This window comes from Paenibacillus rhizovicinus, from assembly GCF_010365285.1.
Classification (GTDB): domain Bacteria; phylum Bacillota; class Bacilli; order Paenibacillales; family Paenibacillaceae; genus Paenibacillus_Z; species Paenibacillus_Z rhizovicinus.
The window spans coordinates 3,819,856-3,842,034 of sequence record NZ_CP048286.1; the positions used below are offsets into that span (position 1 = coordinate 3,819,856).

The window sequence follows — 22,179 nt, forward strand, 5'->3', positions numbered from 1 at the left end:
CTCCTCTTCTGCGTTGATGGAGATCTACAGCGTCTGCCCGCTGTCGACCGTGATCAATTGGCCTGTCATCGCTTCCTGTTCCAGCGCGGCGCAGATCAGCTGCGCGACGTCTTCCGGCGTGGAAATGCGCTGCAGCAGCAGGTTAGGCGCGAGCCGTTTCATCTGCTCTTCCCGTCCGGTCCACCATCTGGTCGCAACGGCGCCCGGCACGACGGAATTTACCCGGATATCCGGCGATAGAGCGCGGGCGAGCGATTTCGTCAGCCCGTGGACGGCTGCCTTCGAGACGGCATACGGCAGCGAAGAGCCAAGCCCGGTCTGGCCCGAAATGCTGCCGACGTTCACGATGGCGCCTTGACCGGCCTGCTTCATCCAAGGCGCGGCTGCCCGGGCGCAGCGGAACATGCCTTTCACGTTCACGTCGAACAAGGAATCCCATACGTCGTCCGTGACCGAATCGAGATCGTTCATCGCGATATGGTGCGTGATGCTGGCGTTGTTCACGAGCAGCTGCACGCCGCCGAAAGCCGCGGCCGTCCGCTCGACCATGGCGCGAACCTCGTCGTCCCGGGCGACGTCGGCTTGAACGGCGATGGCATCTCCGCCTTGTTCAAGGATCAGCCGCACGGTGTCTTCCGCGTCCTCCCGCGAGCGGGAGTAGTTGACGCAGACGCGCGCTCCTTTGCCGGCTAGCAGCAGGCTGACCGCTCTGCCGATCCCCGTTCCGCCGCCGGTTACGATCGCCGCTTTATTCTTCAGTTCCATGTGCTCAGCTCCTTAAAAAGATCGTTGGTTTCTGTTATGCCGGCTTCCTGCTGTTAGTTGCTATTGTAACCCTCGAAGGAAGCGATGGGTATGACATTTGTGTCGATCGGGCGAGACAGTGCGGAGCTAAACATCTCATAGTAAACAAACAAGCGCTTCGATCCCCTTGGGACGAAGCGCTTGTTTGTGCGTTTATGGCTTTATAGGTTTATGGGCTTGTGTGCAAGGAAGCAAGCTCGCCTGCGCGAAGCGCCTATATCTTCTTCAGCAGCAGGTAAACGAAATACGGCGCGCCGATCAGCGCGACCACGATACCCGCGGGAATGCCGGAGGCCGTGCCGACGTTGCGTCCGATCGTGTCGGCAAGCACGAGCAGCCAGCCGCCGATCAGGACGGCAATAGGGACGAACAGCTGATTGCGCGGCCCGATCAGCGCCTTCGCGATATGCGGCGCCATGAGCCCGATGAAGGCGATGCCGCCCGTCACCGATACGGCGGATGCCGCCAGCGCGACTGCGGCGAGAAGCAGCGCGAGACGCTCCTTCGACAGGGAGACGCCGACGCCGACGGCGATGGAATCGTCCAGCGCCAGCAGGTTCAGCTTATTCGCCTTGTACATCACGAACGGACCGAGAATGAACACCCAAGGAACGAGCGCCCAGACGAACGGCCAGTCCGTTCCCCAGACGTTGCCGGCCAGCCATTTGGAGATGAAATCGACTTTCTCCCGGTCGGCGGACGAGATCAGCATGATCATGACGCTCGAGAGCGCCATGGAGAAGCCGACGCCGGTCAGGACGAGCCGTACGGGCTGCAGGCCGACATGCCTTTTGAACGAGAACAGATAGATGAGCACCGCCGTTACCAGCGCTCCGCCAAAAGCGATCATCGGCAGCAAGTAAGCGAACGACTCCGAATCGATCGGCATGAACAGGAAGAACAGCGCGACGCCGACGCCGGCGCCGGAATTGATGCCGATGATGCCGGGATCGGCCAAGTCGTTGCGCGTCACGCTCTGCAGAATGGAGCCGGACAGCGCCAGCGCCATGCCCGCCAAGAGCGTGATGAAGATGCGCGGGAGGCGGACGTCGAACAGGACGAAATGCTCCTTGAACGTACCGTGCCCGAATAACGTCGGCAGCAGCCGGTCGTAGGAAAGCTTGGAGTAGCCCAGCCCCATGCTGGCGAATAGAGTCAGCGTGATAAGCGCCATCAGAAGCAAGATAATAAGCCGCTGTTTGCGGATAACTTCGGAACGAATCATTTGAACGCATGGCCTCCCTTCCGCATGATGAAGAGGAAGAAGGGCAGTCCGATCACGGCGACGATCGCGGCGACCGGCGTTTCGTACGGCGCATTGAGCGTCCGGGCGAGCGTGTCGGCCATGAGCATGAAGGCAGCGCCCGATACCGCCGACATCGGCACCACGAAGCGGTAGTCCGTACCGACGATGGAACGCACGATATGCGGAATCATGAGCCCGAGAAACGTCAAGTTGCCGACCAGCGCCACGGAGGCGCCGGCAAGCATGACGGTGACGAGGAACAGCACCGCTTTGATGGCGGCGGTCTTCTGGCCGAGTCCGACGGCAATGTCTTCGCTCAGGCTCAGAATCGTCAATTGCCGCGACATGGCGAGCGCCACGAGGATACCGACCGAGATGAACGGGATGATGACCTGCAATTGGTCCCATGATGCGCCGATCAGGCCGCCGGCCGTCCACATGGAGACGTCTTTGGCTACTTTGAACCCGAGGCCGATACCGTCGGCGGCAGCGTACAGAAACGCCGAAATAGCCGAACCGGCCAGTACGATGCGCAGGGGCGAGAAGCCGCCCTTCTTCGCGGCGCCGACGCCGAGCACGAGCAGGGAACCGACGGCGGCTCCGACGAAGCAGGCGACCGTAATCCAGAAGTAGCCCGCCGACGGCACGAGCGCGATGGTAAATGCCAGTGCTGCGTTAGCACCGGCTGTAAGGCCCAGCAGTCCGGGATCGGCAAGCGGATTGCGCGTCATGCCCTGCATCACGGATCCGGATACGGCAAGCGCCGCTCCGACGAAGATCGCCGCGACTTCGCGCGGCAGCCTGATATCGCGGAGGATGGAGAGGTTCTCGCCCGTCCGGTGGGTCGTAAGCGCGAGCCACACGTCCTTCACCGTCGTGTGGGCGGCGCCGAATACCATGGCGGCGAAGAACATTGCGATGAAGAATACGATTCCCGCTATCAGTTTGTAGGCGAATGGGATGGAGCGAGCGGTTGCATCAGCCATCGCCTTATTTCCCCAGGAAGCTTTTCTTGAAGAAATCAAGCTGGAAGTCCAGCGTGTTCGGGTCGTTGAAATAGAACTCGTTGGCGTTCACTTCAAAGACATGGCCGTTCTTCACGGCAGGAATATTCTTATACGTATCGGTGTTTTGGAACGAATTGTCGGTATCGCTGAATTTGCTCATAATGAGATAGTCGCCCGCGAACTGCGGCATGACTTCCGTGGAAAGCGCGAAGTAGCCGTCTTTGAGCGCAGTGTCTATGACCTTCTGAGGCATCTTCAAGCCCATGGCCTGATACAGGATTTCGGTGCCGCGGCCCCAGTTGTCGCCGTATACGTACAGCTGCTTGTTAAAGTTCTCGATAACGGATACGGTCGCGTTCTCGCCGATCTTCGCTTTGATTTCCTTGCCGGCATCCGCCGCGCGCGTCTTGAAACCGTCGATCCAGGTTTGCGCTTCTTTCTCTTTGTTAAGGGCTTTGCCGATTTCGAGAAACTGCGTCAGGTAGTCGACTTTGCCGTAGGTGTAGAGGATGGTCGGCGCGATTTCCTTGAGCTTATCAAGGTTTTTGACGCCGTCCAGGCCGATGATCAGATCGGGATCGAGCTCGATGATCTTCTCCAGATCCTCGTCGGTCACTTCTTTGGCATCTTTCAGCTTATCGGCGAAACGCGGGTTCTTCATGGACCAGGCATCCGCGCCGACGACGTTGACGCCGAGTTGGATGAGATCGCCGGTGAAGGAAGCCAGAACGACGACGCGCTGCGAGTTGGCAGGCACTTCGACGGGACCGCTCTCGGCTTGGTATGTAATGGTGCCGGAACCGGACGCATCGTCGGCAGCAGTATTGTCAGCAGGGGAAGTGTTGGTGCCGGTTGGAGCGTTGTTCGCAGTGCTGTTAGCGGCAGAATCGTTGCTGCCTGCGGCGGCGTTGCCGGCGTTGTTGGCAGTGTTGGCGGAATTGCCGCATGCGCTTAGGATGAGGATGAGGGCTACGAGAGCCGGAAATAATGCTTTTCTCATAATAGGAGAGCTCCTTTAAAATGGATTATGATGATAAATAGATTGATAATGATTCTCAGTGTTGTCGTTAACAAAGATATATTCATTGATAATGATTGTCAATATCAACTTGTAAAAAGATCCGAGGTCATGTATATTTGAACTTATTGAGAATGATTATCATTACCTGCGGGAGGGATCGGCCATCATGAACGGATCGGATCTATTCGATGTCACCATTATCGGGGGCGGGCCGGCGGGCCTATACTCGGCTTTTTATAGCGGATTGAGAGAAATGAGAACGAAGATTATCGAGTTCCAGCCGCAGCTCGGCGGCAAGGTGCATGTTTATCCGGAGAAAATGATTTGGGATATCGGCGGGCTCACGCCCATCCCGGGAGCCAAGCTGATCGAACAGCTGGTGGAACAGGGGCTGACCTTCGGTCCTGAAGTCGTGTTGAACGAGAAGGTGGAAGCGATCGCCCGCAACGCGGAAGGGATTTTCGAATTGCGGACGACTTCCGGCGCGATTCATTACTCGAAGACCGTCATCGTCGCGGTCGGCAGCGGCATCCTCAATCCGACGAAGCTCGATATCGAGGGCGCGGAGCGGTTCGAGGTCGGCAATTTGCATTATACGGTCAAATCGCTGCGCACCTTCAAGGATAAGACGGTTCTCGTGTCCGGGGGCGGCAACTCCGCCGTCGATTGGGCGAACGAGCTGGAGCCGGTCGCCAAGCAGGTCATCGTCGTTTACCGCAAGGGCGGGCTGAACGGACATGAAGCACAGGTGCAGCAGCTCTTGAACAGCTCTGCGCAGGTCGTCTTCCATTCCTCGATCACGAAGCTGATCGCAAGCGGCAATCACGAGACGATCGAGCGCGTGGAGTTGACGAACCACCAAACGGGCGAAGTGACGACCGTGGAAGCGGAAGAAATCGTCATTAATCACGGCTACGACCGCGATTCGACGCTGCTGCAATCGAGCGATCTGAACATCGAGATGCTGGAAGACTTCTATGTGTCCGGGAGCGTAGGCAGCGAATCTTCCGTGCCGGGGCTGTACGCGGCGGGCGACATCCTCATGCATGACGGCAAGCTGCATCTCATAGCCGGCGCGTTCCAGGATGCGGCGAATGCCGTGAACAGGGCGAAGCAATTCATCCAGCCGGATGCCGAGAAGTTCGCGATGGTGTCGTCGCATAACGATAAGTTCAAGGAGCGCAACCGCGAGCTGGTGAAGCAGCTGGTCAAATAAGGTGCCGCCGGCGCCCGTTGGATCGAGCGGGCCAGTAGCGCCGCCGAGAATGACAAAAAGCTGCCGAAGCCGGCAGCTTTTCAAGAGAGAGACGCTATTCTTCCTTCGCCCCGAAATAAAACACTTCCGGAATATCCCGTACGATCTCCCCATCGGTATGCTTCAACAGCAAATCCGACATGAATTGCTGCCAGCGGATATTGGCCGGGTGGACGCTCAGCTTCGCCATCGCCTGCTCGTAGTTCTCGACTTCCATGTAGGCGAATAGCTTCCCGCCGTCCAGGAAGATGCTGTACGTGCGAATGCCAACCTCCTGAAACGCTTGAAGCAGCTCCGGATCAACCTGCTTATGCCGCTGGATGTACGCTTCACGGTTACGCTCGTCAATTTGCAGAACAAAGGAAATACGCTGCATCGTCTACACTCCCTTTTATAGAATTACACTTCGCATTTGAAGCAGCTCCGCCACTTTCTTCAGCTGGGACGCCTGATTGCCGACCGCGATGGCGCAGTGATGCGTCGGTGCTTGCGCGAACCACTTCTCCATGTATTCATCGGGGTGAACAGAAAACTTCACATGCGTCTGGGTGTTCCCGATTTGCATGATCGGCCCGTCCGTCGCTTCCCCTTCGCTAATAATCATGCCTAATCGGCCATCGCCGGTTTGCGTGATATTAACGGTCGTGACTGCGCCGCGCCGCACCTTCGCTTCTACCGAAACGCCGGTTCCCTTTTTCCCGTGATACAGTCCCATGCCGCGCAGAATCGGCTTTCCTTCGGCAATCGCGATGTGGAACGGCCCGTCATGGCCGAGCAAAATCGTTTCATCGATGTAATCGACGACGACGATCTCCGAGTAACTGCCGCCCGCGCCGAGAATATCGCAGATTTTCATCCCGACGGCGGTCTTCAAATCCCCCTCGCCCGAGCAAGGGATACCGCGCGCGGTCAGCAGGGAATGGCCGACGATGAAGCCGGATTGCAGCTGCTCGTACGGATTGCCGTCCTGTCCGTGGTAGTAGTACGTCAGCGCATCCAGGTCATACGCGCGAACGAGCTTTTCCTGCGCGACCGCGACCGCCGCGGACCATTCCAGCTGCTCCTGCGTGGGCTTCCTCGCGATCGGGTCGGAAGGGGAGTCGCCGCTGATCTCGAACATTTCATAGACCTCGTCCAGCTTCGCTTTGACCTCCTCCGGCGTTACTTCCTTCAGGAATCGGTCCAGATCGCACATCTCGAGCATTTCCACGTGCAGGCCGAGCTGGGCTTGCATCATCGTAAAATCGCTGTACATATCGAGCATCCCGCTGTACGTATTGCCAAGGAACCCGAACCGCGCGTAACGCAGCGAGCGAACGACGCCCGCCGCCTGAATCCATTCCCGTACCTCGCGCATCGCCCGAACGGCCTCGACCCGGTTGTTCGTCACTTCGTCCGTCAAGGAATGCGGCGGCGTATAGTCGAGTCCGAGCAGGCCGTTGATGACGCGAAAGCGTATGCCGGCCCGATTGAAGGCGTTGGCGATTTCCGGCACCGGACATGCGCCGCAGTGCGCAAGCCATTCCCCGGTCGTCGAATCCTGGTAGTTGATCCTGGCGGTCGGCTGCAGATTAAGCACGATGACGGGCTTGGAGCAAATCTGGTGAACGGGCAGCACGGTGGAGCTGGTGGAATAGGTCGCCGAATGGCAGAAGACCAGATCCACGTTCTTCTCGTTGAACCACTCGCCGGCTTCCCGCCCCTTGCCTTCGGAATCGACGAGCCCGAAATTAAAGACTTCGCCATGCTGCGACATTTGCCGTTCTAAGTGGCTGCCATATTCGATGAGCCGCTCCCGGAGTCCGGGGAATTGGGGCCAGTAGGCTTCAAGGCCGATGGAGTATAGGCCGATTCTTGCTTTTTTGCTGGGCTTAATGGGGGTAAGCAGCGTCATAACAAGCACCTCCGATGTGAAAATACTAGATTCATACCCCAATTGTAACCGCTTCCGTTCAGTACTACATCGCGAAATATTGCTTCAAAATAACAGTATCTTGCTATTCGTTCCTGACGTAGCCGATAATGGGGAAAAGGGAAGAAGGGACGTGCATGCATGCCGGAACGTTATATGGAGAAGGCCTCGCATAGCTGGAGCAACAATTCCGTTCGTCTTATCTCCTCGCCCAGCATGGAAGCCAAATCGTCGCTGATGTACGTTCAGGAAGCCGGTTACTTCTGGACGAACCCGCCTTATTTTACGGAGCGGCATCGTTTGCCCTCTTATCTGATCGTCTTCACCGTTTCCGGCGAGGGAAGGCTCGAATACGGCGGTCATGCGCACGCGCTCGGCGCGCAGTCGCTGTTCTTCATCGACTGCATGGCGCATCAGCATTATCGGGCGACGGGAAGCGAGCCGTGGGAGTTCGCTTGGGTTCATTTCTACGGCGGGGCCAGCCGGCACTATTACGACGCCTATTCGAAGAAAGGCGACCCGCTGCTGCAGCTGCAGACAGATTCGCCCGTACTCGGCTATCTGCGGCAGCTCGTTCAACTCCAGGAGCAGAAGACCGTCCACACCGAGCTGCTTGGCGCCCAGCTGCTCACCGACTTGGCCACGGAGCTCGTGATGTCGGCACATGTCCAAGCGTCCGATGCCAAGGCGGCTCCGCCCGCTTACTTGGCGGATATGATTCGGGAGCTGGAACGCCGCTGCACGGAGACGATCCGTCTGGACGAGCTGGCCAAGTCGTTCGCGGTCAGCAAATACCATCTCATCCGGGAGTTCAAGAGGCATATCGGCATGTCGCCGAACGAGTACTTGATCTACCTTCGGATCGTGAGGGCGAAGGAGCTCTTGAAATATTCGGCACTGCCCGTGGCTGCGATCGCAGAGGAGGTCGGCGTCGACAACGTCAGCCATTTCATTAACCTGTTCAAAGCGCGGGAGGGGGTCACGCCGTTAGCTTTCCGGAAGAAATGGACGCTTGCATAGCGCAGAGTCCGGGAACGGCCGTGCCGTGAGCGCTGCGTTGCAAACGAAAAACCGCCCGGATTGCCGGGCGGTTGGTTGCTGGTGGCCGCTAGCTGCTAGCTCTAGCTGTCGCATGCTGCATGCCGGTTGACGCATGCAGCAGGGCTCGAGTACGCCCGCGTGCGGTTAGAACGCTTTGAAGGCGATGAAGACGGCGCCGGCCATCACGGCAAGACCGCCGACCTTGCACATGAAATAATAAAAGTCGCTCGGTTCGGGATCGACATAGTTGAGCCGCTGGGGCGAGAGACGGAACGTCCAGTCTTGGAATTTGCGGTATTGAAACCCGCACCAGCCGTAGATCAGCATGCCGAGCGCAAGAAACAGGAATCCGGGCATGCCGCGTTTAATATGGTAATCCGGGTAAGCCGCGGTTACGAGCGCCGACGGCGGGAAGTCCTCTTCGCCCGGCTGCGGGACCCGTTCGCCGCCGATGTATACTTCGTTGTAGATGAGGAAATTGCCTTTGTCGTCATAGCTCAGCAACAAGCCGGCGTTGTCCTCGACCTTGTAGGTATGTCCGTTCGGGTAGGTCACGCGGTAGCTGGTCGAGAAATTAGCGGTTTTGTCCGCAATGGAATAGGATTGCTTGCCGATGACGACCGTCCGGTGCAGCTCGTCGTCGATTCGGACTTGGATCGGTTCGGCCATGCTGCTATGGTAGGTAATGAGCTGGTCTTGCTCTTGTGCGCCGGCGAATTTGTATACGTCCTCGTGTAGGTAGAATACGCGGTCCGTGAAGTAGGGCTTCGATAGGACGCCGGTCAAGATGGACACGAGGAGCACGATGGAGAAGAAAATAAAGCTGGGCGTTTTCAATAGTCGGGATACAGCCGATCGGGTAGGAATATGCGTTCATCCTTTCTGTTCTATCCATTGTACGTTCAATTAGAGAGGCGGTTGCGGGAGTATGCAAGGATACAACGTACTCATGATTTACAATTCGGATATGGATCGGCTATTAATGTGCATGCGATTGAAGGAGCCCTACAAAGGGCTGCGGAACTTGGTCGGCGGCAAAATCGAGCCGGGCGAGTCGGGGATGGACGCCGCTTACCGGGAGCTATATGAGGAAACGAACATTTCGCGGGACCAAATAACGCTGCGCCACCTGATGGATTTCAAATACTATTATCAGGACTGTTACGTCGAGGTGTATGCGGGAAAATTGAATGGCGATGTTGAGGTTGCAGGAGACGAGAACGAGCTGTACTGGTCCGATTTGAATCAGGACTTCTTCGACATGGCCTTATTCGCGGGCGAAGGCAATATCGGACATATGATTGAACAAGTGAAGATGAGCGGCGTGTTGAACTGAGGATTACTTGGCAAAATAAGCGGCAAAAGAACACGCGGAAAAACACGAAAAAGCCTGCATGCGCTCCGGAGGACGGGATTGATCCCGTTCTTGCCGGGTGTTTGCAGGCTTTGTTGTCGTGGCTGCGGTTGTTGTTCTGTGAAAAGAAAGGATTAGACATCCAATAACATCAGGCGAGCGCGCTCCCGTTATTGGGAAAAGCGCTCGCCGCATTAACACGTTTATTTGTTTTCTCTCTTACCAAGGGAGCTCTGTGTCCATATGATAAAACTTGCCCGTCGGTCCGTCCGAAGGCAACGTGGCAAGCATCACACTTGTCTTACCGCCATCTTCAAGATCCATATCAGCGTATTTACCGCCCATTGGAGTCTTCACCCAGCCCGGATAAGCAGAATTCACTTTAATTGGTGTATCCTTAAGCTCATGTGCAAGATGAGTCGTAAAGGTGTTCATTGCCGCCTTCGAGGAATCGTAAGCAAGAAGCTTGACATCGTAAATTTGAGCATCGGGATTGGCATGAAGGGTATTCGAACCAAGCGCACTGGATACATTTACAATTCTTCCTGCAGACGATTTGCGAATCAACGGCAGCAGTAGTTGAGTTAATTCAACCATGCTGAAGAAATTGGCATCGAAGGTTTCGCGCATAACGGCCGGCGAAACGGTACTTGTTTCATTAATGGGCGCAAGATCTTCAATCTCTATCTGTATCCCAGCATTATTAATCAACATATCAAGCTTGCCGTACCGCTGTTCAAAGAAAGTGTAAGCAGCTTGAAGGTCCTCGGCCAGCTTCACGTCCAATTTGATACATTCCGCTTGGATTCCCTCTGAACGGAGCGTATCCGCGGCAACCTTACCTTTCTCCAGATCGCGTGACCCAATAACGACTGTGGCGCCAAGCTCACCTAATTGCCGTGCCGTTTCCAATCCAATCCCACGATTTCCTCCGGTTATAAAAGCAACCTTGCCATTCATATTGTACGCGGTTGTAATCATTTTTAAATTCTCCTTTAAAATTGATTTTTCCATTCCTTTGACCTAGCCTTGATGATGATTAGGATTGGCATCACATCCTTTAATGGATACTGCTTTGAATTGTTTCGAGAACGATCGTTCTAATTATGTCAAAAAAAAATTATCCCAGGAATGCTAAAGTAGTATTTATAATGCTGTTCAGTTTCTCTTTGTCTTCTGTCGTTTTAACCATTACACGCAGTCCGACCCAAGCATTATGCAGATAGAGGGAAAGGTCCATGGCATCATAATGTTCGGGAATTTCTCCCTTGTGCTGACCGCCCGCCAGCAAGTCATAAAACAATTGCTCTGAAGCATAGAATTGTTCCTGAATTTTAACTGCCACTTCCGGATCGAGCAGCGACAGCTCAACGGCCGTGTTTACTATTAAACAGCCCTTGGGTTGATTCTCTTCAAAACCGATTAGCATTTCAAACAACTGCCTGATGGCCTCTTTGGCAGAATTTGATCGATAAATGCGATTAGTAATATTTGAATTCGAAATCGAATTATATCGGTTCAAGACATCCATAAATAACTGATGCTTGTCTCCGAACGTATCATACAAGCTTCTTCTGTGAATACCCATGCCGTCGACAAGCTCCTGTATGGAGGTTTTTTCGTAGCCTTGCCGCCAGAATATGTCCATTGCCTTGTCTAATACCACGTTGAGTTCAAACTCTTTGCTTCTCGCCATGATCATGCTCACATCCTTGTGCTACCTTAGCTCTTGTCCGCAAATTCATATTATCATATTGGGAACGATCAGTAAAGAATGGTTTTGAGACGATAGTTCAACGATAACAGACTGCCGAGAGACTGATCGGCAGCCTGCTTACTTTGGCCAGAGTGAAGAATGGGACAATGTATTTTCCCGTCCATGGCTGCTGCTGGTTCTTTTTTTGGGTCCAGTCCAATGTTTTATTATCAACACAGTTGTACGGCCCAGGTCTAGTACTTAGTAACCGTCGGTCTTCTGTCCGGAGTGCTCGGCCATCTCCGCGCCTTCGCGCAGCGATACCGATGCGATGTGGGACGTATCCACGCTGGCTTTCGCCAGACCGTCGGCTACCCGCTTGCCATAGTCCGCGTCGGCTTGCGTGAAATAGCCGACCATCGTCTCCTGAATTTGCGGCGCGCACACTTTCAGGGCATCGACCAAATTGTGGATCAGCTCGTCGCGCTCCCAATCCTCGAACTGCCGGAACGTTTCGCCGGCCTGCTTGAAGTCGTTCGGCCGTTCCAGCTTCTGGCGAACGAGCTTCGCGTCGTAGGCCGGCTGATGCTCTTTGCCTTCCGGCGGCGCTTCTTTCAGCCCGCCAAGCGTGGAAGGCTCGTAGTTGACATGCGGACTTTGCCCGTGCGCGCTATCGACCATGAGGGTCATCTGCCCGTCGCGCTGGTTCGTGGCCACCGGCGCATTCGGCGCGTTGATCGGCAATTGCAAGTAGTTCGTGCCGACCCGGTATCGCTGCGTATCGGAGTAGGAGAACGTCCGGCCCTGCAGCAGCTTGTCGTCGGAGAAGTCGAGTCCGTCCACGAGCACGCCGGTTCCGAACGCCGCTTGCTCCACTTCGGCGAAATAGTTCTCCGGATTGCGGTCGAGCACCATTTTGCCGACGGGGAGGAAGGGGAACTGCGCTTGATCCCACAGCTTCGTCGGGTCGAGCGGATCGTAATCCAGCTCGGTATGCTCGTCGTCGGTCATCAGCTGAACGCTCAGCTCCCACTCCGGATAGTCGCCGCGTTCGATCGCCTCATACAAATCCTGCGTCGCATGGCTCGTGTTCATCCCTTGAATGGCATCGGCTTCGTTCTGCCGCAAGTTCTTGATGCCGTGCTTCAGCGGCTCCCAGTGGTACTTGACCAGCATTGCTTCGCCGTCTTTGTTCACCCATTTGTATGTATTGACGCCGGAGCCTTGCATTTGCCGGTAGTTGGCCGGAATCCCCCAAGGCGAGAACAGGAACGTGACCATATGCGTCGCTTCCGGGGTGCCGGAGAGGAAGTCGAACATCCGCTCCGGATCGGACAGATTCGTGACGGGATCAGGCTTGAACGAATGCACCATGTCGGGGAATTTAAGCGGATCGCGAATGAAGAAAATCTTCAGGTTGTTGCCGACGAGGTCCCAGTTGCCGTCCTCGGTGTAGAACTTCACGGCGAAGCCGCGCGGATCGCGGAGCGTCTCCGGCGAATGGCCGCCGTGCACGACGGTCGAGAAGCGGACGAATACGGGCGTCTGCTTGCCTTCTTCTTGAAAAAGCTTCGCCCGCGTATACTTCGATACTGCCTCATCGCCGACTTTGCCATAGGCCTCGAAATACCCGTGAGCGCCGGCGCCGCGTGCATGCACGACGCGTTCCGGGATGCGTTCCCGGTCAAAGTGGGAGATCTTCTCGATAAAATGGTAATTTTCCAGCGTCGAAGGGCCGCGGCTGCCGATCGTGCGGATATTTTGATTGTCCGAAATCGGATGACCCTGGCGGTTCGTTAGCGTCATATCGTCTTTTATGTCGTTTTCCATAAGGATTGCTGCCACCTTTCTCAAGATTGTCCAGCAATTACTGTGCGCTATTGAAATGGCAATTATACCGGAAAACGGTAATCGGTCGTTCGGCGGAGGACGCCGTTCCCGGTGGATTGCTGCGGCTTATCTGCCGCGGTCAGGTGTCGCCGTGTTTTGTACTAGAAATCGTAGAAAATGACGTGCGAGTAGCTGTCGACGGGTTTTTGTACGAAATGGGCCAGAATGAGCTGGAATTCCTGCAGTGGCAGCAGTTGCACGGACTTAATTTTGCTATTGGCAAAAGCCGCGATTTGAACGGGATTCAGGATAGGGATGCAGGTGATGAGCGGGGATTCAATGGGATGCTCGAAGAAGTGAATGAGGAGCAGAACATGGGTGGGATCCGTAGGATACGCCCCATGTTCTGCTCCTCATTTGAAAGCCCTGCACCTTGCAGCGCAGCGCCAAGCCGTGCACCGCCAGACCGCGCAAATGCGCTTACTTCACGATGCCAGCCGCATCGGCCAGCTGCCGAGCGGCATCCCGCACGGAAGGCGCGAGCGTAATGGCCGAGATGACGGATACGCCGTCCGCTCCGGCTGCAATCACCGCCGATGCGTTGTCCGGCGTAATGCCGCCGATGCCGACGAGCGGTACCGTGATGCCGGCATCGCGCAGCTCTTCCAGCAGCCGCGTGCCCTGCGGCACTTTGGCGTCGGGTTTGGAGCCGGTGGGGTAGATGGGGCCGATGCCCAAGTAATCGGCGCCGTCGGCCAGTGCCTTCCGCGCTTCCGCCACGGTATGCGCGGATACGCCGATGATCGCTTCGGCTCCGATCCGTGCGCGGATCTCGGCTGCAGGCTCGTCGTCCTGGCCGACGTGGACGCCGTCCGCTTTGAGCACGACCGCCAGGCTGATGTCGTCATTGACGATGAACGGGATGCCGTGTTCCCGGCAGACGGCCTGCAGCCGTTTCGCCAGTTCCAGCTTCGCTTCGCCGGCCAGCGAACCGGAACCTTTCTCGCGGAACTGGAAGCACGTAATGCCGCCTTCGATCGCTTCCCTCAGCAGATCCTCAGGATCGATGCCGGCGGGAACGTTCGTGCTCCCCATGATCAAGTACACGCCCATGGCGCGGCGGACCCCGTCTTCTTGTCTATCGGATACGCGGCGGACGCCGTCCCCATGTCTATCGGACATGCGATTCACCCCTCCGTCTGCGCTGATAGGCAAAATGGTTCGTCGGCCCGTGTCCGGCCCCGATCCCAAGCCCGTCTTCGATCGCGGCTTGAATGAAGTCTTTGGCCGTGCGCATCGCCTCGGCAACGGTTCGGCCCTGCGCAAGCTCCGCGGTGATCGCGGCAGAATACGTGCAGCCCGTTCCATGCGTATGCCGCGTGTCGATCCGCTTACTCTCGAGATACGAGAACGATTGGCCGTCGTAAAGCAAATCGACCATCGGCTCGTCCGGAGCGCCGTGGCCGCCTTTAATCAGCGCGTAGCGCGAGCCCATTTCTACGAGCGCCTTCGCGGCTGTTTCCCGTTCCTGCATGCTCGTAATCGACATGCCCGTCAGCATTTCGGCCTCGGGAATGTTCGGCGTCGTGACGAGCGCGAGCGGAAGCAGATGCTTAATGAGCGCCTCGACCGCCTCCCGCAGCAGCAGCTGCGAGCCGCCTTTGGCGACCATAACGGGATCGATGACGAGCTGCCGCCATCCGTAGTGCTCGACTTTCTCCGCTACGGTGCGGATAATCTCGGAGCTGAACAGCATGCCGGTCTTCACCGCGTCCGGCTGCAGATCCGTCCCGATCGCGTCCAGCTGCGCGGCGACAGCAGCGGGCTCAAGCGGGTATACGCCGTGGACGCCGAGCGTATTCTGCGCAGTAACGGCGGTCAGGGCTGACATGCCGTAAACGCCGAGCTCCTGGAACGTCTTCAAGTCGGCTTGAATGCCTGCGCCGCCGCCGCTGTCGGAGCCTGCGATCGTGAGTGCTCTATAGATGGTAGTCATGATGTGTTATTCCTCCTTTGCCGCCGCTGCGGCGCAGCACTAGGCCAGCTTGGCGATAGCGGCTTTCTCTTTCAGTATATCGGATGTCACCAGCGCGAGCTGGTTCAGGAATTCGATCTGGAAGCTGCCGGGCCCCCGGCCTTCCGTCGCCGCATAGGCGAGCTCCGCCGCGACGCCGTAGAAGGCGAGCGCTTCGGCAGCTGCTTCAAGCTGTGCCGAGGGCTCCCCGGCCGCGGCCAGGAAGGCGCCGATCACGGAGCCAAGCAGGCAACCCGTGCCCGTCACTTGCGTTAGAATGGGATGCCCGTTGCTGACGACGAACGTTGTCTCGCCGTCGGTAACGACATCGTCCTTGCCCGTGATGACGACCAGGCAGCCGAGCTTCCGCGCCGCTCGAACGGCCAGCGCGGTAACGTCGCCTTCGCCGGCGCCGGCGTCGACGCCTTTGATCGACCAGCTCTCGCCGACGACGTTGGCCACTTCGGCCACGTTGCCGCGCAGCGCGGTCAGCTTCACTTCGCGCACGATTTGCCGTGCGGCTTCCGTCCGGTAAGGCGTCGCGCCTGCGCCCACGGGATCGAAGACGACAGGAACGCCATGAGCGTTAGCCGACTTGCCGGCCAGCAGGATGGACTGCACGACGGACGCGTCCAGCGTCCCCATGTTCAGCAGCACGGCGCTGGAAATCTTAGCGACATCAGCGACTTCCTCATGCGCATAGGCCATGATCGGCGAGGCGCCCATGGCAAGCAAGCCGTTGGCGGTAAAACCTGTTACCACCCAGTTGGTAATATTGTGAACGAGCGGATTGCGGGAGCGGACCAGATCGAGATAAGACATTGATAATTCCCCCTTAGTGATTTAGATGGTTAGATTCACTTACTTTGTTAGATTCACATAGGCATCGCTAGCGGTTACGCCTGTCGTAAGCAGGCTATTATCCTTGAGCCACGTCTGCACGCTGTCCCAGGAAGCGGGATCCTGCGAGCCGAAAGGCTGGCCTTGATCCGTCATGAGAGGCAGCAGAATTTGCAAGCTCTGTTTCTCGATGTCGGCATCGAGCGGGGAGTTCTTGTCCTCGTGCTTCATCAGCGTCGCGAGCGCTTCGTCCGGATGATCCGCGACGTACTGCTGTCCTTCGGCGGCGGCAGTTACGAATTTGGTCAGCAGATCCTTCTTGTCCTTCAGGCCGTCATCGCTCGCGGCCAGCACAAGCTCGTAATAATCCGGCACGCCGTATGCGGCGGGATCAAGCGAAGTAACAGGATGGCCCTCCTTGGCCAGCAGCAGCTGTTCATGGTTAATGAAGCCGCCGATGATGGCGTCCACTTTGCCCGTCGCGATGGAAGGGATCAAGTCGTAGCCGACGTCGACCATTTTCGCCTTGTCGGGGTCGCCGCCGTCCTGCTTGATCATGGTGCGGGCCATCGCCTCGTACAACGGGATGGAGGAGAATCCGACCGTCTTGCCGGCCAAGTCCTTCGGCGATTGAATGCCGCTGTCAGCCGCTACCATCAGATGGTTGAGCGGATGGCGCACGATCGCGGCAATGGATTTCACGGGAATGTTCTCTCCGCGTGCCATCAGCACCTGCGGCTGGTAGGTGAGCGCCAGGTCGATTTTGCCGGCGGCGACGAGCTTGAGCGCATCGTTCGTGTCGGCAGGCATTTGGATGTCGACATCCAGGCCCGCTTTGGCGAAATAGCCCTCATCCTGCGCGGCGTAGAGAAAAGAATGCACGGCGTTGGGATACCAGTCCAGCATGAGCGAGATTTTCTGAAGCGGTTTGCCGGCATTGCCGTTTCCGGCGTCCGATGTATTCGTCGCATCCGAAGAATTCGATGATCCGCAGCCGCTCAGCAAGAACAGCGATGCGGCAAGAAGCGCCGTTACGATTGGTTTTGTCATGTATGATCCATCCTTCTCTTACGAAGCATAAGGTGTTCGACGAAAGCAATAAGCAGGAAGAAAACAATGCCGAGCGCCGATAGCAGAAACACCGACGCGAACATCGCGTCCGTCTTCAGGCTGCTGGACATGCGCCGGCTGAAATAGCCGAGTCCTTCGCTGCCGCCGAGCCATTCGCCGATCGTCGCGCCGACGACGCTGTAGACGACGGACAGCTTAAGGCCGGAGAAGAACGAAGGCAGCGCGAGCGGGACGTGGATCTTGCGGAAAATCGCCCATCTTCTTGCGCCCATCGTGAGCAGCAGCTCCTTGTAGCCGGCATCGCCTTTGCCAAGCCCGTCGTACGTGCTGACGACGATCGGGAAGAACGCGGTCAGGAAGACGACGGCGATCTTGCTCCAGATCGTGTATCCGAACCACATGATGAAGACCGGCGACAGCGCGATGAGCGGTATGGTCTGGCTGACGATAACGAACGGATATAAGGCCTTGTTCAGCGTGCGGTACATGTGCATGCCGACGGCGAGCAGAGAACCGACGCAGACGGAGAGCAGGAATCCGAGCGCGGATTCCAGTGCCGTGGCGGCGAGATGCCGTCCGAAGAGCAGATCCGCGTCTTCGCCGAGCGCATGGACGATGGACGTCGGGGCGGGCAGGATGAAGAACGGTATCCAGCCGAGCCGGACGCTGCATTCCCAGGCGCTGAGCAGGGCGATCAGCAGCAGCAGGAACAGACCGTACTGCCCGATCAGCAGGTTAATGAACGTCGTGCGTTTGTTGCGCATCCAGCAGCCGCTCCAATTCCTGCCTGAATCGAATGAATTCAGGCTCGTATTTCATGCTGTTCGCTCTCGGCCGCGGAAGCTCCACGCGCAGCTCCAGCAAAGCCTGGCCGCTGCCGGCTGCCGGCATCAGATAGATGCGGTCGCTCAGCAGGATGGCTTCTTCCAGATCATGCGTGATGAACAGGACGCTCTTGTTCAAGCCGCCCCACAGCCCGAGCAGCCACTGGTGCAGCTCCCGCTTGGTCATGGCGTCGAGCGCGCCGAACGGCTCGTCGAGCAGCAGCAGCGGCCGGCCTGTCATCAGCGTGCGCAGAAACGCGACGCGCTGCCGCATGCCGCCCGACAATTCGGCCGGGTAGGCGTGCTCACAGCCTTCGAGGCCCAGAAGTCCGAGCAGTTTCCGGACTTCGGCGGCACCGCCCTTGCCTTGGCCGTGCTTCGCCAGTTCGAGCGGCAGCAGGCAATTGTCCATGACGGTCCGCCATGGAAGCAGCAGATCCCGCTGCGGCATGTAGCCGACTTTGCCTAGCCGCTCGGGCGCAGGCTCGCCGTAGAGCGTCAATTCGCCGCCGATCGGTTCGAGCAGGCCGGCGACCAGCTTGAACAGCGTGCTTTTGCCTGAACCGCTGGCGCCGATGACGGAGACGAATTCGCCCTCGCCAACGTCCAGCGACAGGCCGGAGAACAGACCGCCGTCGCCGTCGCTGGCACGGCCGCGCCCGCCGCCGCGACCGAAAGCAAAAGTGATGTCGCGCAGCGATAATAGGGACGCCATTACGCGCACCTCCTCGTAGACAAAATAAAAACCCGCCCCAGCTTCCAGCAGGAATGGGCAGGTTCCGGTATTCGTACGCAAATCGCGTATCGGATCGGTTTCCATCCACTTCCCTACGCTGGCATCACCCAGATCAGGTTCCAAGGGTCCGCGAATCGGATTCGCGTCTCAGTCATCAGACTCCCCTAGTGAATAAACGGGTATTCGGTTACCTTCAACTATAGCACAATGGGCCTGGAAGGAAAAGAATAGCGTCCGCATCCAGGAGCAATTATAGGAAGCGCTATGGCGAAAAGCCCCGCCTCTGCTAGAGAGAGCGGGGCGCCGCACGTTGCGGATGCGCTCGCCGACAGGCGGCTGCGCGAAACGAACTATCGGATGTGTTCCAGCTCCTGCGTGATCGTCTCGATCATTTGCACGAAGGACGTCAGCTCCTGGGAGCTTGCCGCTTGATCGCGCGCCAGCGTGGAGGTGCGTTCGGCATCCTGCATGACCTCGCCGATGACGCCCGTAATTTCTTGCAGCTTCTCCCGGACGGTCACCAGCGACTCCTTGGAATGGGCGGCCAGCTTGCGGATTTCGTTCGCGACGACGCCGAAGCCGCGGCCATGGTCGGCCGCGTGGGCCGCTTCGATGGCGGCGTTAATGCCGAGCAGCTGGCTCTGGTCGGATATTTCCTGCAGCAGCGAGCCGATGCTGTCGATCTCCCCGATCTTGGCTTGCAGCTCGCGCACCTTGGCGTTCGCCTGGTCCTGGATGTCGGCCGTATGGTTGGCGGAGTCCGCGACGGACTGGCTGCTGCTGCCCAGCTCCACGATCATGGCCGAGAGTTCCTGGACGATGCGGCTGATCGTCGTCAGCGCCGTCTGCTTCTCGTCCGAGAGCGCTTGGATCTTGTCCTTCTCGTCTTTCTCGTACGCTTCCAGCACGAGCTGGGAGTCGAAGTTGAACATTTTGGACAGCGCCAGAATGATCGTCATCCATGAATCCGGGGCGATCTGCCGGAACTGCTCCACGGCCGTCTCCAGGTAAAGCATGTAGGTGCCCAAATACCATTCCGTCGTCAGCCCGATCCGGGAATGAATGTTGCCGATCACGATGCGGCGCTCGATGAACGACTCGTCGATGGTGCCGTCCGTCAGCGACATGAAGTACCAGCGCTGCGTTTCCTTGAGCCGGTCGAGCGAGCTGTGCTTGTCGATGATGGCCCGCAGCTCGGGAACGTCGATTATTCTCGCGTACAGCCGGTCGACGACCTGGTTCGTGATTTGCTCGAACAGGGGACGCTTGCTGTGCAGAAACGCCAAGTCCTGTTCGGTAATGCCGATATACTGCAATTGCTTCTTGCGTTGTTCGCTCACTTGGATCATGGCTGTGAAATCTCCCTCGTTGTGTAAGGTCGGTAGTCTTGCTTATTTTATTCGACAAATTCCTTCATTTCCCTTTTAGTGCATGGCCGCAGGCTGTCGATTTCTCATAATTTACATATTTTGCCTTGCGGCGATACTGGGGCATCCCGAATGTCACGCTTTGTTCGCAAACGCAGTGATTGCAATCACAGGCCGGCCCGCCGACGTGCCTTATACTGAAGTCAATTCCAAACAAGAAGAAAGCGGGGCGTTCCTATGTTAAGCCAACAAGCGATCGCGGTCATCAAATCCACCGTACCGGTCCTGGAGATTCACGGAACGGCGATTACGAAACGATTCTACGAGCGGTTATTCCAAAGTCATCCGGAGCTGCTGAACCTGTTCAACCATGCGAATCAGAAACAGGGCAGGCAGCAGGCCGCACTGGCGAATGCAGTATACGCGGCAGCGGTCAACATCGAGAAGCTGGAGGCGATCCTGCCGGTCGTCAAAGGCATCGCGCATAAGCACCGGAGTCTCGGCGTTAAGCCGGAGCACTATCCGATCGTCGGCGAGCATTTGCTGGGCGCGATCAAGGACGTGCTGGGCGATGCCGCCACGGACACGATTCTTGGCGCTTGGGCAGAGGCATACGGCATCATTGCGGATGTGTTCATTAGCGTAGAAGCGGAGATGTATCGGGAAGCGGAGCGCCAGCCCGGCGGATGGAAGGGATATCGTCCCTTCAAAGTGGCGAGGAAAGTGCGGGAGAGCGATGTCATTACTTCCTTCTATCTGGAGCCCGCGGACATAGAGGCGATCGCAGCCTTCGAGCCAGGTCAGTATATCGGCGTTAAGCTGGAGATTCCCGGCGACGAATACACCCATATCCGGCAATACAGCCTGTCGGGATCGCCGGGCGAAGCGTATTACCGCATTTCCGTGAAGCGGGAAGACGGGGCGGAGGATCATCCGGATGGCCGGGTATCCACGTATCTGCACGAGCACGTTCAAGAGGGGAGCCTGATTCCGGTTTCGGCGCCGGCGGGCGATTTCAAGCTGGATCTCGCCGATGCGCGTCCTGTCGTGCTGATCAGCGGAGGCGTCGGGCTCACGCCGATGGTCAGCATGCTTCGCACGCTGGCGGAAGAGCAGCCGGAACGCGGCGTCACGTTCATACATGCGGCGCAGCACGGCGATAGGCATGCGTTTAGAAACGAGGTCGAGGGCATCGTGAGCGAGCGGCCGAATTTCTCGGCGCACTGGATCTATACGGAGCCGACGGAACGCGACCGTGCGGCCGGGGCCTATCATAAAGAAGGCTATATCGACCTGCCTTGGCTGAAGCAAGTCGCAGCCTCGAAGGATGCGGGGTTCTACTTCTGCGGTCCGCAGCCCTTCATGCAAACGGTGAATAGGGCGTTGAAGGAGTGGGGCGTTGCCGCCGGGGATATTCATTTTGAATTCTTCGGTCCCGCAGGCGTGCTGGACTAAAGCAGGCGCCAAACCCGGTTTGCGCGGTTCGGCTTGCGCCTTCCGGTGCTAGGCGCCGGCCTTCCGCATGAGGCGGCTCAGCGCTCGGACCTCTGCGCGCGGAGCAGCCGGTTGACGGTCTCGCGGCGCAAGCCGATGAGCTGGCCGATCTCGTCCTGCGTCAGCACGTCCGTAAGCGGGGCCTCGCCGATGTAGAGACGAAACCATGTCTGCAGCTTGCGAAGTTTATCGGCAGGAGCCACTTGGGAGAGCTGGTCGATGCGCTGCTGCATCATGCGCAGCTTGTCCTGCAGCAGCAGCGCGATATCCCGGCACCGCGCGGGTTCCTCCTGCAGCCGCTGGTACCATTCCGGCGCGGGGATGGTCTCCGCCTCCGAGGCGGTCAACGCGACGGCGGTACCGAAATACGGATTCGGACTGATTAACGCGTGATGGGGAATGATTTCGCCGGGCGTGATGATATTGACGAGAAGCAGCGCGCCGTCCTCGTGGGTGCGCATGATCTTGAGCAGGCCGCTGCGCAGATGGAAGAGGGGGCCGGATTCGCCTTGACGAAACAGAATCTCGCCTTTGTTAATCTGCATGGACAGGCTCCTTTCGTAATCGGACTCGTTGCCACAGTATATCAGAACCGCAAGGATGACGCCCTACGCCCGCTCTCAAGAGCGCGGCCGGGGCGCTTTTGCGTTCTCCTGCGTTCCGCAGG

General features: G+C 57.7%; 22 protein-coding genes and 1 riboswitch. Of the genes, 4 read left to right on the forward strand and 18 right to left on the reverse strand.

Annotated features, from left to right (window positions below):
- Positions 1–24 precede the first annotated feature (24 nt).
- The 4 genes from GZH47_RS17180 to GZH47_RS17195 all read right to left on the reverse strand — a co-directional run bounded on the left by GZH47_RS17180 (position 25) and on the right by GZH47_RS17195 (position 4,057).
- Positions 25–765, reverse strand: a complete 741-nt coding sequence (locus GZH47_RS17180; RefSeq protein ID WP_162641928.1) for an SDR family NAD(P)-dependent oxidoreductase — start codon at positions 763–765, stop codon at positions 25–27.
- A gap of 253 nt (positions 766–1,018) precedes the next feature.
- Positions 1,019–2,029 (reverse strand): FecCD family ABC transporter permease, encoded by a 1,011-nt coding sequence (locus GZH47_RS17185; protein ID WP_162641931.1) that lies wholly within the window; start codon positions 2,027–2,029, stop codon positions 1,019–1,021.
- Entirely contained in the window at positions 2,026–3,036 is a 1,011-nt protein-coding gene (locus GZH47_RS17190; protein WP_162641934.1) for a FecCD family ABC transporter permease, read from the reverse strand. Before GZH47_RS17190 ends, GZH47_RS17185 begins: the two co-directional genes overlap by 4 nt.
- Before the next feature lie 4 nt (positions 3,037–3,040).
- Positions 3,041–4,057, reverse strand: a complete 1,017-nt coding sequence (locus tag GZH47_RS17195; protein WP_162641937.1) for an iron-hydroxamate ABC transporter substrate-binding protein — start codon at positions 4,055–4,057, stop codon at positions 3,041–3,043.
- Positions 4,058–4,244: 187 nt separating this feature from the next.
- Between GZH47_RS17195 and GZH47_RS17200 the strand changes: the two genes are divergently transcribed.
- Entirely contained in the window at positions 4,245–5,294 is a 1,050-nt protein-coding gene (locus GZH47_RS17200) for an NAD(P)/FAD-dependent oxidoreductase (protein ID WP_162641939.1), read from the forward strand.
- Between the two features lie 94 nt (positions 5,295–5,388).
- Here the strand turns inward: GZH47_RS17200 and GZH47_RS17205 are convergent, their stop codons facing one another.
- Entirely contained in the window at positions 5,389–5,709 is a 321-nt protein-coding gene (locus GZH47_RS17205; RefSeq protein WP_162641942.1) for an L-rhamnose mutarotase, read from the reverse strand.
- A 15-nt stretch (positions 5,710–5,724) separates the two neighbouring features.
- Positions 5,725–7,227 carry an L-fucose/L-arabinose isomerase family protein gene (locus GZH47_RS17210; protein WP_162641947.1) on the reverse strand — a complete coding sequence of 501 codons (1,503 nt, stop codon included), beginning with the start codon at positions 7,225–7,227 and terminating at the stop codon, positions 5,725–5,727.
- Between the two features lie 159 nt (positions 7,228–7,386).
- Here GZH47_RS17210 and GZH47_RS17215 point away from each other — a divergent pair, with 159 nt between their 5' ends.
- A complete protein-coding gene (locus GZH47_RS17215; RefSeq protein ID WP_162641949.1) occupies positions 7,387–8,265 on the forward strand; it encodes a helix-turn-helix domain-containing protein in 879 nt (292 codons plus the stop codon).
- Positions 8,266–8,430: 165 nt separating this feature from the next.
- On the opposite strand, the gene GZH47_RS17220 is transcribed toward GZH47_RS17215, so the two are convergent.
- Positions 8,431–9,123, reverse strand: coding sequence for a DUF6199 family natural product biosynthesis protein (locus GZH47_RS17220; protein ID WP_162641951.1), 693 nt, complete (start codon positions 9,121–9,123; stop codon positions 8,431–8,433).
- A gap of 91 nt (positions 9,124–9,214) precedes the next feature.
- Between GZH47_RS17220 and GZH47_RS17225 the strand changes: the two genes are divergently transcribed.
- Entirely contained in the window at positions 9,215–9,622 is a 408-nt protein-coding gene (locus GZH47_RS17225) for an NUDIX hydrolase (protein ID WP_162641954.1), read from the forward strand.
- Between the two features lie 237 nt (positions 9,623–9,859).
- Here the strand turns inward: GZH47_RS17225 and GZH47_RS17230 are convergent, their stop codons facing one another.
- The 10 genes from GZH47_RS17230 to GZH47_RS17275 form a co-directional block, all read right to left on the reverse strand.
- Complete coding sequence (locus GZH47_RS17230; protein ID WP_225446109.1) at positions 9,860–10,621, reverse strand: SDR family oxidoreductase; 762 nt, start codon at positions 10,619–10,621, stop codon at positions 9,860–9,862.
- Between the two features lie 139 nt (positions 10,622–10,760).
- Entirely contained in the window at positions 10,761–11,336 is a 576-nt protein-coding gene (locus tag GZH47_RS17235) for a TetR/AcrR family transcriptional regulator (protein WP_162641956.1), read from the reverse strand.
- Between the two features lie 261 nt (positions 11,337–11,597).
- The gene (locus GZH47_RS17240) at positions 11,598–13,166 is read right to left on the reverse strand and encodes a catalase (protein WP_162641959.1); all 1,569 of its coding nucleotides are present in this window, start codon (positions 13,164–13,166) and stop codon (positions 11,598–11,600) included.
- A 480-nt stretch (positions 13,167–13,646) separates the two neighbouring features.
- Positions 13,647–14,279 (reverse strand): thiamine phosphate synthase, encoded by a 633-nt coding sequence (gene thiE, locus GZH47_RS17245; protein ID WP_404823811.1) that lies wholly within the window; start codon positions 14,277–14,279, stop codon positions 13,647–13,649.
- 58 nt (positions 14,280–14,337) lie between these two features.
- Positions 14,338–15,162, reverse strand: coding sequence for a bifunctional hydroxymethylpyrimidine kinase/phosphomethylpyrimidine kinase (gene thiD / locus GZH47_RS17250; protein ID WP_162641964.1), 825 nt, complete (start codon positions 15,160–15,162; stop codon positions 14,338–14,340).
- A gap of 39 nt (positions 15,163–15,201) precedes the next feature.
- Entirely contained in the window at positions 15,202–16,002 is an 801-nt protein-coding gene (gene thiM, locus GZH47_RS17255; protein ID WP_318653372.1) for a hydroxyethylthiazole kinase, read from the reverse strand.
- A 39-nt stretch (positions 16,003–16,041) separates the two neighbouring features.
- On the reverse strand, positions 16,042–17,070 hold the full coding sequence (locus GZH47_RS17260) for an ABC transporter substrate-binding protein (RefSeq protein ID WP_162641967.1): 1,029 nt from the start codon (positions 17,068–17,070) through the stop codon (positions 16,042–16,044).
- Positions 17,067–17,855: an ABC transporter permease gene (locus GZH47_RS17265; RefSeq protein ID WP_162641969.1), complete on the reverse strand. Its 789-nt coding sequence runs from the start codon at positions 17,853–17,855 to the stop codon at positions 17,067–17,069. The genes GZH47_RS17260 and GZH47_RS17265 overlap by 4 nt, the downstream gene beginning before the upstream one ends.
- The gene (locus GZH47_RS17270) at positions 17,827–18,630 is read right to left on the reverse strand and encodes an ABC transporter ATP-binding protein (protein ID WP_162641971.1); all 804 of its coding nucleotides are present in this window, start codon (positions 18,628–18,630) and stop codon (positions 17,827–17,829) included. Before GZH47_RS17270 ends, GZH47_RS17265 begins: the two co-directional genes overlap by 29 nt.
- A gap of 93 nt (positions 18,631–18,723) precedes the next feature.
- Positions 18,724–18,827, reverse strand: a riboswitch (TPP riboswitch).
- A 174-nt stretch (positions 18,828–19,001) separates the two neighbouring features.
- Positions 19,002–20,000, reverse strand: a complete 999-nt coding sequence (locus GZH47_RS17275) for a globin-coupled sensor protein (RefSeq protein ID WP_162641973.1) — start codon at positions 19,998–20,000, stop codon at positions 19,002–19,004.
- A gap of 255 nt (positions 20,001–20,255) precedes the next feature.
- Here GZH47_RS17275 and hmpA point away from each other — a divergent pair, with 255 nt between their 5' ends.
- On the forward strand, positions 20,256–21,473 hold the full coding sequence (gene hmpA, locus GZH47_RS17280; protein WP_162641976.1) for an NO-inducible flavohemoprotein: 1,218 nt from the start codon (positions 20,256–20,258) through the stop codon (positions 21,471–21,473).
- Between the two features lie 77 nt (positions 21,474–21,550).
- On the opposite strand, the gene GZH47_RS17285 is transcribed toward hmpA, so the two are convergent.
- Positions 21,551–22,057 (reverse strand): Crp/Fnr family transcriptional regulator, encoded by a 507-nt coding sequence (locus tag GZH47_RS17285; protein ID WP_162641979.1) that lies wholly within the window; start codon positions 22,055–22,057, stop codon positions 21,551–21,553.
- Positions 22,058–22,179: the final 122 nt, after the last annotated feature.